At 64.8% G+C, this 12,443-nt stretch carries 8 protein-coding genes; 6 read left to right on the forward strand and 2 right to left on the reverse strand.

Annotated elements, in window-relative coordinates; translation table 11 throughout:
• Positions 1–227: 227 nt before the first annotated feature.
• Together KBA48_RS01930 and KBA48_RS01935 are read right to left on the reverse strand one after the other, a co-directional pair.
• Positions 228–890, reverse strand: coding sequence for a sulfite oxidase-like oxidoreductase (locus KBA48_RS01930; RefSeq protein WP_292903213.1), 663 nt, complete (start codon positions 888–890; stop codon positions 228–230).
• Between the two features lie 61 nt (positions 891–951).
• A complete protein-coding gene (locus KBA48_RS01935) occupies positions 952–3,777 on the reverse strand; it encodes a hypothetical protein (RefSeq protein WP_292903214.1) in 2,826 nt (941 codons plus the stop codon).
• A 242-nt stretch (positions 3,778–4,019) separates the two neighbouring features.
• Between KBA48_RS01935 and KBA48_RS01940 the strand changes: the two genes are divergently transcribed.
• The 6 genes from KBA48_RS01940 (at position 4,020) to KBA48_RS01965 (ending at position 12,418) form a co-directional block, all read left to right on the forward strand.
• Positions 4,020–6,302 carry a mechanosensitive ion channel domain-containing protein gene (locus tag KBA48_RS01940; protein ID WP_292903215.1) on the forward strand — a complete coding sequence of 761 codons (2,283 nt, stop codon included), beginning with the start codon at positions 4,020–4,022 and terminating at the stop codon, positions 6,300–6,302.
• A complete protein-coding gene (locus KBA48_RS01945) occupies positions 6,299–6,943 on the forward strand; it encodes a LysE family translocator (RefSeq protein WP_292903216.1) in 645 nt (214 codons plus the stop codon). The genes KBA48_RS01940 and KBA48_RS01945 overlap by 4 nt, the downstream gene beginning before the upstream one ends.
• A gap of 172 nt (positions 6,944–7,115) precedes the next feature.
• On the forward strand, positions 7,116–10,103 hold the full coding sequence (locus tag KBA48_RS01950) for a ligand-binding sensor domain-containing diguanylate cyclase (protein WP_292903217.1): 2,988 nt from the start codon (positions 7,116–7,118) through the stop codon (positions 10,101–10,103).
• A gap of 137 nt (positions 10,104–10,240) precedes the next feature.
• Positions 10,241–10,951: a carbonic anhydrase gene (locus KBA48_RS01955; RefSeq protein ID WP_292903218.1), complete on the forward strand. Its 711-nt coding sequence runs from the start codon at positions 10,241–10,243 to the stop codon at positions 10,949–10,951.
• Positions 10,952–10,982: 31 nt separating this feature from the next.
• Positions 10,983–11,624: an outer membrane lipoprotein carrier protein LolA gene (locus KBA48_RS01960; protein ID WP_292903219.1), complete on the forward strand. Its 642-nt coding sequence runs from the start codon at positions 10,983–10,985 to the stop codon at positions 11,622–11,624.
• Positions 11,625–11,644: 20 nt separating this feature from the next.
• A complete protein-coding gene (locus KBA48_RS01965; protein WP_292903220.1) occupies positions 11,645–12,418 on the forward strand; it encodes a gamma-glutamyl-gamma-aminobutyrate hydrolase family protein in 774 nt (257 codons plus the stop codon).
• Positions 12,419–12,443 lie beyond the last annotated feature (25 nt).

Genomic DNA, 12,443 nt, shown 5'->3' on the forward strand with positions numbered 1-12,443 from the left:
AACAGGGGGCGGATTGGCCACCCCCCGCCACACAGGAGCGAGAAGGATGCTTACCGAAACTAAGCAACCCCGTTCCATAGAACTGGTGTTCAAAGGCTTCGGCATCAGCCTGCGCCTTGTGATCCGGTTCTAAGGGGGAGCCGGGGCAGTTGGCGCTGCCCCGGCAACCTTCTCAAATATAAGCCCGACGCCGCCATCTGGCAACGGACCGAATCGGTTACCCCGGCTCAGCTATAGCGCTGTTCGGTCCAGGGATCGCCCTCGTTATGGTAACCGCGTTCTTCCCAGAAGCCGGGCCGATCCTCGGCCACGAATTCGATACGGTTCACCCATTTGGCGGATTTCCAGAAATAGAATTTCGGGATGATCACCCGCACCGGCCCGCCATGTTCGGTCGTGATCGGCTTGCCTTCCCAGCCATGGGCCAGCAGCACATCGGCATCATCGAAAACCGACAGGGCCACATTGGTCGTGTAGCCATCATAGGAATGGAAAACGACGTGCCGGGCCTCCGGCAGTGGCTTCACCACCTCCAGGATATGCCTGGCCGACACGCCTTCCCAATGATTGTCGTAGCGTGACCAGGCCGTGACGCAGTGGATGTCCGACACGTCGGTAAAGGGGGGCTGGCTCTTGAACTGCGCCCAGCCCCAAATGGTGGGGTTTTCCACCAGCCCGTCGATGGTCAGTTCCCACTGATCCAACCCGATCTCCGGCTGGATTCCCAGGTCCAGCACAGGCCAGTTCTTCACCTCCCGTTGGCCAGGGGGCAGGCGGTCGGCGCGCGGGGCGGGATTGCCCGTCATCAGGCGGCCTTCCTCGGCCCATTTCTGCTTGGATTCCACCAGCTTGGCGTTGGGCGGGTTTTCAGGCGTGTCGGCGGGGAGCATGGGTCATCCATAGGTTTGTTGGATTGCTTAGCCCCTTACATAGCGTGCGCCTTGCCCCACCTCAATCCAGGTTACTGATGAAGGTTCGCTTGCCCCGTTTGCCGAAATCCAACGTGAAGAAGACATCCGGCTGTTGCCCGCCATCAACAACCTGCGCCAGCATCTGCATGATGCCCATGAATGCCACAGGCAGTGATTTCAGTTTTTTGCCCACCGGCGCCCCCACGCCCGTCCATGGCACCAGCGCAGCAAGCGCCTGCTTCTGACATTGGTCCATCTCCTCTCGCAGCGACTCGATCGCAGCCTGGGAACGATTAGGATTTGCCTGGAAGCTTTCAGCGATATCCAGGGCCGCGTTGGCCTTTTCGAAGAAAATCCTCAGTTTTCGTAGCCCATCATAGGCATTAAACATCGTGCTTTGGAAATTTTTCAACGGAATATATTTCAGCTTTTCGCTGGATTTTTGAGCGTCATCATATAATTTTTTCAAAACTTTGGGCCAAACGCCATCATCCGGCTGTAACAGTTTCTCATAATCGATGATCAGCTTTCCATCCTTGCGACTAATCGCGGGCGACATATCCGGCAGGTCTTGAAGAAACGGCCACAAGACCGTTCGCATGGCGCCGGGGGTGGCAACGAACCAGTGGTGAATTTCGGCCCGCATGCCGCTGGCTTCGAACATCGATCGGGCGGCCAGCGCGTGTAGCTGATCGGCCAAGGGTGCCTGGGCCGCCGCACGGATGAGGCGCGTGGCGGCGGCGTCATCGATATTCAAAAGCGCGCTGAATACGGGATTGAACTTGCCACCTATATTTGGTTCCTGGCGCTTCATTTCATAGTAACGCATGATTTCATCACGGGCCACATCATCAACATCGACGCCATTCTGGGCAAAACCATTGATGAAGCCGACGGCTTCACCAAGGTTCCAATTCTCCTCCGTCTGGCTGAAATTGATTTGGAAGCGGGATTTGCTTTCGGTGCCGATGCTGGTGAAGTTGCTGATGACAATGCTTCTGCTTTCATCGCCGAATGTTTGGGTCTTCTCCAGCGTACCTTTCGCGTCGATGGTAACAACACCACCGATCACGGTGACTTCCAGTTCCGTCAACAGTTTTGTACGGGCGGATATCCCGAACGAAAGGATGTTCAGTCCGAACACCTCTTCGGTGAGATCGCTGAACTTGCCGGTGAACTGATCGCTGATCAGGGTGACGCCGGCCGGCGTGGCGGACAGCAGCAGCGGCAATGTGCGATCGGGCAACAGGACCAGATCGCGATAATAAGCGCCTGCGGTCGCATCGAACCTGAAATGCGCGCCATAGGACAGGTTGGCGGTCCGCCGGCGGGAGCGGCTCCAGTTGATGGCAATCAGTTCCTGATTGGCCTGCTCCACCGCTTTGACCACCTTGTCCAGCAGGGACCGCATCTGGTTCAGCAGTTCGCCGATGGCCTTCTTGATATTGCTGACACTGCTGCCCAGCGCCTTGGACAGGATATTCTGGTCCAGACGCAATGCCAGTTCGTCGATGGCGCTATCAATCCTGCCTGAAACCATGGCCAGCGCCTGCTCGATGAAGGCACGTACCTTCGCCTGCAGCGGATCGCTTATCCCTTTCAGTATTTCATCGCGCGCCGTGTTAAGCACCCCCGGCAGCGGCAGCTTGGACAGGTCATCGATCACATTGGCCAGCCAGTCGGTGGCACGCTTTGCCGCACTATCGCCGGTTCCGGCACCCAGCACCTCCTTCAAGAGGTCGTCAAGAATGCCCGGCCCATCGGCGGTGTCTGCAAAGGCCGCCACCTTGTCGGCGATTTCCTGTTTCAGCCAGTCGCCGGGCTTCAGCAGATGCGCCAGCTTCTTTTCCGCTTTGTCCAGATCATTGTCGATCTTGTCCAGCACCCCCTTGACCTTGTCCAGTTTGCCCAGCAGCCGCGGCGCCAAACCTGGTGCCAGCGAGGACAGGCCCAAACTGTATCGCAAGGACAGGTCGTACCCTCGTTCCTCGCTCTTGTTCAGTTCGACCTGCACGTCCAGGGCAACGGCGGGGGCGGCGGGCACGGCCGGCGGTACGACCGCGATCGTCACCTTGAAATCATGCTCCAGGTTGGCGAAGGCCTTGAATGCGGCCTCCACCGTGCCGCCAACTGATCCCACGTCCAGCTTGGCGTTCGACGCCCCTTTGAAACCCGTCGTACCGGCATAAGTCAGGCTTTTCATACTGGCCTGGGTGGCCAGGACGTCGCCGACAGGCCCTACAGCCAAGGGCGGTCCATTGAACGCGTCCAGAACATCGTCGAAATTGTGGAATGGCTGGGCAACACGGGTCAGGGCATTGCCCAGGGCCTGGAACGTGTATGAATTCTGATCATAGCCGAACAGCCACGAGAGGCTTCGCTGCACATCCATGCTCAACGAGGTGCCGAGCGCACCGGCCGATGCCGCGAAAGAGCCTGACAGCCTTCCCGCCACTTTAAACCGGATCAGCGCTTCGTCCAGCGCCTCGGGCGTGACGTCATCATCGGCCAGAATTTCGAAACCGATCGCCGCGTCGCCCTTGATGCCCAGCGTCAGCGACGAACCGCCGGCCACGGCCGCGTCGAATGTCAGATCGCCCCAGCCGAACCACCGCTCTTCCGCCGTGCCGCCTTCCAGCAATTTCAGGGGCACGATGAACCGCCGGTAGGGGCCGGCGTCCACCTGCTCTCCCAGAAGATAGCGCGCGAGGGTCTCAACATCCGTCGATGGAGGATTCGCGACAAGGGTTTTGAGGCGATCCAAGACACCCGCGCCATTGCCCACCCGCTGCGTCACGAGATCGAACAGGTCCGCAACATTGGACCCCACCATCAACGCCTTGGAACGATTGATAAGCCAGGCCATTTTCACCACCTCATGCGATATCTCGGCGGGGTGGCGTCCCTGTTTTCTCGCCACATGATCACATCATACAACCATTCGTGACTTCGTTAACCATAATTTTGGTTAAAATATCGCTTCAATACTTAACAGGCATAGACCTTATGATCGCCTTGGTGAGGACATGGGCGGAGCGTTGATCCTGCCCCTGGAGGGCCCTAGAGTGCAGCCGCCCCAATACAGGGATGATGGAAATGGAGCGGACGTTGAGCAGGCTGTTGGCCCGCGGGCTGCTGGTGATCATGCTGACAATGATCATGTCGACAAATGCCCCCGCCCAGGATGCCCCGGCAGCCGACCAGCCCAGCGCGGCCGAGGTCGACGGGCTGATCACCACGCTGGAGGACCCGGCCAAGCGCGATGCGCTGCTGGCGCAGTTGAAGGCGCTGAAAGCCGTGGAGAAGCCGGCAGCGGAGCCGGAGACGATTAGCAGCCGGGCGTTGGATACATTGTCCGACCGGATCGACCTGTTCAGCCAGCAGGTGGCCGCGGCCAGCCGCGCCGTCATCGACGCGCCCCACGCCATCCGCTGGCTGAACCAGCAAGTGTCCGACCCGGTCCGGCGCGATGCCTGGGGCCTGCTGGCCCTGCATCTGGCGGGCATCATCGGCGGCGGCTATGCGGCACGGTTCGCCATGATCTGGCTGCTGTCCCGGCCACGGGCGGCACTGGGCGCGCGGGCGCCGGGCGGGTTGCCGGCCAAGCTGCTGCTGCTGCTGGCGCGGCTGGTGATCGACCTGCTGCCCATGGCGTCCTTCGCGCTGGCCGGGTTCGGCCTCTTGTCGGCGACGGAGGCGCCGCGCGCGGTGCGGCTGGCATCCCTGACCATTCTGAATGCCAGCCTGATCGTGCAGGGTGTGCTGGTGGTCAGCCGTGTGCTGCTGTCACCGAGTACGGCCAATCTCCGGCTGGCCCGTGTCACGGATGAGACGGCGCAGTATCTGCTGATCTGGACCCGCCGCATCACCATCATCGGCGTCTACGGTTATTTCGCGGGCGAGGCGATGCGGGTGCTGGGCCTGCCGCCCGTGCCGCATGCGGCCTGGCTGAAACTGGTGGGCCTGCTGGTGACCGCCATGCTGATCGTCCTGATCCTGCAGAACCGTGACGCGGTGGCCCAGACCCTGCGCGGCCGGCCCGCCCCCGGCCCCGACGGGCGCGACGATGCGCTGCGCGCCCTGCTGGCCGGCGAGGCGGCGGGGGACGAGCCCTTGCCCGCCCCCAGTGCAGCCCAGATCCGCCGCCATGCCGCCCTGTCCCTGGTGCGGCAGCGGCTGGCCGATGTCTGGCACATCCTGACCATCTTGTATCTGGGGGCCGTCTATCTGATCTGGGCGCTGGAGATCGCGGGCGGGTTTGATTTCGTGCTGCGTGCCACCCTGGTCACGGGCGCCATCCTGGTCGTGTCCCGTCTGCTGTCGGAGGCGCTGGACCGGCTGGTGGTCCACGGCCTGAAGGTTCCCGACGATGTACGCGCGGCCTATCCGGGGCTGGAGGAACGGGCCAACCGGTACCTGCCCTTCCTGCGCCGGGTGGCACAGGTGGTACTGGGCCTGTTCACCGTGCTGCTGCTGTTGCAGGCCTGGGGCGCCGACGCCCTGTCCTGGCTGGGGTCCGATCTGGGCCAGCGGGTGGCGTCCAGCGCCGTCACCATCCTGGTGGTGCTGAGCCTGGCGCTGGTCGTCTGGGAAATGGTCAATGGCGCCATCCTGCGCTATCTTAACGCCACGGACGACCAGGGCGTGCGGCTGGTACGCAGCGCGCGGATGCGCACCTTGCTGCCGCTGCTGCGCAATGCGCTGACCATCTTCCTGGTCACCATGGCCGGGCTGATCGTGCTGTCGGAAATGGGGGTGAATATCGCGCCCCTGCTGGCCGGTGCCGGCGTCATCGGTCTGGCCGTCGGTTTCGGGGCGCAGACCCTGGTCAAGGATGTCATCACCGGCCTGTTCATCCTGATCGAGGATACGATCGCGGTGGGCGACAGCGTCACGGTCGGTGGCCTGTCGGGCGGGGTGGAGGCCATGTCGATCCGGTCCATACGCCTGCGCGGCTATGACGGGGCCGTGCACACGATCCCGTTCAGTTCCGTGACCACTGTGACCAACAGCACCAAGGATTTCAGCTTCTATGTCCTGAACGTCACCGTGGATTACGCGGTGGATACGGACAAGGTGGTGGATGTGCTGAAGGAACTGGGGGCGGAGATGCAGGCCGAACCCGCCTATGCCGCCGCCATCCTGGGTCCGGTGGAAATCGCCGGTGTCGATGCGTTCCAGGACAGCGCCGTGCTGATCAAGGGCCGCATCAAGACCCGCGCGGGCCAGCAATGGGGTGTGGGCCGCGAATTCAACCGTCGCATGAAAAAGCGGTTCGATGCCCAGGGCATCACCATTCCCTTCCCGCAGCAGGTGCTGCATATCAGTTCCGGCGCCGCGGCAAGCCCGTTCGTGGCCGGCATGGATGGCGCCTCGCGCACGGATGCATGATGATTTCCACCCAGACCCTGGTCATTTTCCTGACGACCTGTTTTTTCCTGTCGGCGACGCCCGGTCCCAACATGCTGTCGGCCCTGTCGATGGGCATGCGGCACGGGCTGGCGGGGGCCGCCTGGGGCGGGATCGGCATGTGCCTGTCGCTGGGCCTGCTGGCCGGCCTGTCGGCGCTGGGGGTCGGCGTGCTGCTGAAGACCTCGCCGCTGGCCTTCACCATCTTCAAATGGGCCGGCGTGGCCTATCTCACCTGGCTGGGCGTCCAGGCCTGGCGCGCGCCGATCCGGGATGAGGCGGCGGATGTGGATGCCGCCGTGAAGGCGGGACCGGACCGGCGCGGACAGATGGGGCTGCTGGGCCAGGGGCTGCTGATCACGCTGTCCAATCCCAAGGCACTGGTCTTCATGGCGGCCTTTTTCCCGCAATTCATCGACCCGCAGCGGCCGATGGCGCCGCAATTGACCATCCTGGTGGTCACCATGCTGATCATCGAATTCGGCTGGATCATGACCTATGCCGTGGGCGGCAAGGGTCTGGCCGTGCGCCTGACGGGACCCGTGGCGCAACGCTGGCTGAACCGGATGACGGGGGCCCTGCTGGTAGGGGCCGGCCTGCTGCTGGCCATGGCGTCGCTTTGACCTAAGCCTTTTGGTCAGGTGGCGGGCCTTTCCCGCCTGATCCTGGCCGGGCATAGTGGCCCGGTTTTCGCGGTTTCGAACCTGTCTCATGTCCCCACCCTTGCCGTCGCGCGCCGGGCTGTCTTTCCTGGTTCGCCTTTTTGTTCTGCTTTTCATGCTTCCGGCGCCTGCGATGGCAACCGGGGCCGAGGCGGAGCCATGGGGCGATTTCCCCGTCCTGAACTTCCGTGATCTCACCACGGATGACGGGCTGCCCAACGACACGATCAGCGCCGTGGCCCAGGACAAGGCGGGGCTGATCTGGATCGGCACCTTTGCCGGCCTGGCCCGGTATGACGGCTATCGCCTGCATCAATGGCAAAGCGACCCGGACGATCCCGACCGGTTGCCGGAGATCTATGTGCGGGCGCTGCTGCCCCTGTCGGACGGCGGCATGCTGATCGGCATGGGGGCGGCGGGGCTGGTCCGCTATGATGCACAGACGGACAGGTTCCGGCGGCTGACGGCCGCCAACGGGCCGGGTGCGCGCACCTATGCCATATCCTCGGCCCGCGACGTGCAGGGCGATGCTGCCTGGGTGGCGGCCGATGACGGGCTGTTCCTGTGGCGGGCGCCCGATAATGCGGTGCATCCCGTGCCCCTGCTGGACGCCCAGGGCCACCCCCTCAACCCCCGTCTGTTCGCGGTGATGGAAGAGGCCAATGGCGACCTGTGGATCGGTGGCATGGGCGGGCTGATGCTGCGCCGCGCGGGGCAGGATTTTTTCACACCGGTCCGGGTGGATGGCCCCGCCGCCGGTACGATCAATGGAGAGGTCTGGGTCATCCACCGCGATCCGGAGGGGCGGCTGTGGATCGGGTCGGGCGACGCCGGCGTGGCCTATCTGATGCCCGATGGCAGCGCCCATGCCGTGGCCGGCCTCACCGGCGGCACGGGCCTGGCGGGGCGCCGCACCATCCGGTCCATGGTGGATGTGCCGGGGCAGGGGCTGTGGATCGCCACGGACGGGGCCGGCCTGATCATCCTGGACCCGGCCACCGGCCGCCTGCGTCAGGTGCGGCATGACCCGGTTCTGCCGGGAAGCCCGAACGGCGACCGGCTGCGCAACATCATGCGGGATCGCACCGGCAATGTCTGGCTGTCCACCGACCAGGGCGTGGAACGGTATGATCCCTATGCCGACCGGTTGCGTGTGGTGCCGGCCACCCCCTTGTCGCCGCTGGGCCTGAGCAACCCGGAGATTTATGTCGCCCACACCGATACCCGGTCGCGCGTCTGGCTGGGTCTGGCCAATGGCGATGTCGATGTGCTGGACCTGCCCGCAGGCCGGGTGGAACGGCTGCGCATGCCCCCGCCCAACAATGGCCGCGACGTGCGGGCGCTGGTCCCGATGGGGGACGGAAGGCTGCTGGCCGCGACGCGCGGCGTGGCCGCCATCGACATGGCGACGATGACCACCACCCCGTCGGTCATCCCCTGTCTGGAAGGGCAGGTCATCAATGTGATGATCGCCAACGGGACGGAGGTGATCGCCGGCAGCTTCGAAGGGCTGACCCGGTTCGACAGCACCACGGGCGAATGCCGGCGATTCAGGCACAACCCGGCCGACCCGTCCAGCCTGCCCAATGACAATGTCCGATCGCTGCTGGTGCTGAGCAATGGCCGGCTGGTGGTGGGTACGGCGGCGGGGCTGGCCGTTTCCGACGGCCGCAGCGGGTTCCGCAGTCACCGGCCCGACATGTCCGACCCCGACAGCCTGTCGCATGCCTATATTACCGGCCTTGCCGAGGATCAGCACGGCCGGCTGTGGCTGTCCACCGCCGGCGGCGGGCTGGTTGTCACCGATGTGGAAGAACTGGGCGGCAAGCCGCACTTTCGATCCATCCGCCGCCGCAACGGCCTGCCGCACGACAATGTCGGCGGCATCGGCGTGGACGAGAAGGGGCGCGTCTGGTTCACCACCCCGTCCCGCGTCGGCATGCTGGACCCGCAAAACAGCCGCTTCACCCTGTTCGGGGAACGGGAAGGCGCCAACCTGAAATTCTATGTCCTGAACAGGCTGGTCAAAGGCCCGGGCAACCACATTCTGCTGGGCGGGCTGGGGGGGCTGGCCATCCTGGACATGGCCAGTGACAGGCCGCCACCGCCGCCGCCCGTCCTGCGCATCACGGGCATGGAGATCAATCACCAGCCCGTGGCGCCGGGGCAGCTTCCGGGACCGAACGGCAGGCTGTTGCTGGCCAGCGAACAACGCACCTTGTCTCTGGCCTTTTCCCTGCTGGATTTCCGGGCGGGGGGCGACCTGCGTTACCGCCACCGTCTGGAAGGGTTCGACCAGGACTGGCTGGACAGTTCCAACCGCGCACCGGGCGCCCTCTATACCAATCTGCCCGCCGGTTATTACGTGCTGCGGACAGAGGTCTATCAGATGGGACAGGAGGTGCCGCTGGCCACCCTGTCGCTGCCCATCCGGATCGATCCTTTCTGGTACGAGACGCTGTGGGCGCGGCTGGGCGGATTGGTTCTGGCCGTCCTGGCCGTGGCCGGCATCGTGCAGGCCCGCACGGCGGCGCTGCGCCGGCAGCGCCGCCGTCTGGCGGCCGAGGTGGCCGACCGCACCCGCGACCTGCTGGCCGCCAATGCCAGGCTGGACATGCTGGCCAGTACCGATCCGCTGACCGGCCTGCTGAACCGCCGCCGCTTCCTGGAACTGGCGGCGGCCGAACAGACGCGCGCCGGCCGGCACAACCGCCCCCTGTCGGTCCTGCTGATCGACCTGGACCATTTCAAGCGCGTGAATGATGCGCATGGGCATCGCATGGGCGATGCCGTGCTGCGGACGGCGGCAGCCGTGCTGTCCGGCGCCGTCCGCACCTCTGATCTGGCCGCGCGCTTCGGCGGGGAGGAACTGGTGCTGCTGCTGCCGGAAACGGATCTGGCCGGTGCCGCGGGCATGGCCGAACGGCTGCGCCAGGCCTTCGCCTCCGCGCCGACCCTGCTGGACGGGGTGGAGGTCCGCGTCACCGCCAGCCTGGGCGTGGCCGCGTGGCGGGGGCCTGCGGAAAGCCTGGACGGATTGCTGCACCGCGCCGATCAGGCCCTGTATGCCGCCAAGAATGCCGGGCGCGACCGGGTGATGGTTGCCACCGGCATGGCCTGACCGCCACTGGTACCGGCATCATCGCAAACCCCCCATGACATGGATTTGTCACGCCGGTCTGGACAGCGACCTTCCGTACCGTCATGTTGCGAGCGCACATTCCGGTCTGCCGACCTTCCGTTCATGCGGGGCGCATCATGCTGAAGGATCTGATCGAAGGGTTCCGGGAATTCCGGCGCACGAATTTCAAGCAGCAGCGGGGCCTGTTCCGCACGCTGGCCTGGGCAGGCCAGAAGCCGAAGGCGGCCCTGATCACCTGCTGCGACAGTCGCGTCGACCCGACCCTGATTTTTGCGGCCCAGCCGGGCGACATTTTCGTTGTTCGAAACGTCGCCAATCTGGTTCCGCCCTATACACCAAACAAGGATTACCACGGCACCTCGGCAGCGCTTGAATTCGCCGTGCGCGAGCTGGGCGTGCAGTTGCTGGTCGTCATGGGCCATACACAGTGCGGCGGCGTCGCGGCCCTGCCCAAGGACCGCAGCGACCAGAACTCGGACTTCGTCGATCACTGGATGTCGATCGCCGAGCCGGCCCTGGCCAAGCTGCGCGCCGGGTTGCCGGCGGGGACGGACCCCGACCTGCCGGAACTGGAACGCGCCGTGGTCCGCCTGTCGCTGGACAATCTGCGCACCTTCCCCTGGATCGCGGAGGCGGAGAAGGCGGGCAAGCTGTTGCTGTGCGGCATGCTGTTCGACGTGGCCGATGCGGAACTGCATGTGCTGGACAATGCCACGGGGCAGTTCCAGCCCGTGTCCCCGCCGCGCCCGCGTTTCCATTCCGCCCTGTCGGCCACGACGACGGCCGCGGTCAGCGGCCGTCCCGAAGATGGCGCCGCCCATACATAATCCGGCCATGATCGGCGGCTAGAAAGCCATTATGCGCAAGATCATCCTGGCCTTTCTGGCCGCCGCCGCCCTGACCCTTCCCGCCGCCGCCCAGAACCGGGGCAAGGCCCCGCCGCCGCCCGCCCTGTCGGCGGAGGAACAGGCACGCCTGCCGGCGGTCGAAGCCTATCTGAACGATATCCGCAGCCTGAAATCGCAGTTCGTGCAGTCCAGCGATGATGGCGCGCCGCTGTCCACAGGAACGTTTCAGTTGCTGCGGCCCGGCCGCATGCGCATCGATTATGACGGCAACGGCAATTACATCGTCGCCGATGGCCGTTTTGTTTATTTCTGGGACGCGGAGGTCAAGGAGCAGCAGAACGCCCCCATCGGCAGCACGCTGGCCGATTTCCTGCTGCGCGAGAAGATTACCCTGTCAGGCGATGTCACCGTGACCCGCCTGGGCAATGATGATGGTCTGCTGGAAGTGACCCTGGTTCAGACCAAGGAACCCGGTCAGGGCAGCCTGACCCTGGTGTTCGAAGAGAAGCCCTTCGGCCTTCGCAAATGGCGGGTGCTGGATGCGCAGGGGCGGACCACCGAAGTGGCCTTGCAGAACCCGCAATTCGGCGTCAGCCTGGACAAGGATCAGTTCTATTTCCGCGAACCCGGCCGCCGTCGGGGCCGCGACTGACCTTCCGGAGCATCCCGATCATGACCAAGCCCGCCCCCACCGTCCGCAAACCGCTGGTCGGGCTGCCCTGCGATGCGCGTGAACTGGGCCCGCACCCGTTTCATGTGGTGGGCGACAAATATATCCGCGCCGTCAGCCATGGGGCCGATTGCCAGCCGCTGCTGATCCCGGCGCTGGGTGATTGGTGGGACGTGGATGCGCTGCTGGACCGGCTGGACGGGCTGTTCTTCACGGGCAGCCCCAGCAACCTGCATCCCGGCCATTACGGCCTGCCCGACGATGTAATCACCCCGCCGCTGGACCCCGCCCGCGATGCCACCACCCTGCCGCTGCTGAAGGCGGCGCTGCTGCGCGGCATCCCGGTCTTCGCCGTCTGCCGGGGTTTTCAGGAACTGAACGTGGCGCTGGGCGGCACACTTTTTCCCCGCATCCAGGAGGTGCCGGGCCGCATGGACCATCGGGAGCCGAAAGAGGCGCCAGTGGATGTGCAATATGCCCCCGTCCATCCCGTCGCCCTGACACCGGGCGGCATCTTCGCCCGCGTCACAGGCGTGGCGGAGATGATGGTCAATTCCCTGCACCAGCAGGGGATCGACCGTCTGGCCGACAGCCTGGCGGTGGAAGCCGTGGCGCCCGACGGACAGATCGAGGGTGTCAGCTTCACGGGCGGACTTGGCTTCGCGCTGGGGGTGCAATGGCATCCCGAATGGCGCTTCTGGGAGAACCCGCCCTACGCCGCCCTGCTGCGCACGTTCGGCGACGCGGTCCGCGATCACGCCGCCGCACGCGGCTGATATTGCCCGTCTCCCCTGACCGTGA

It is taken from the genome of Niveispirillum sp., assembly GCF_017996735.1.
GTDB lineage: Bacteria > Pseudomonadota > Alphaproteobacteria > Azospirillales > Azospirillaceae > Niveispirillum.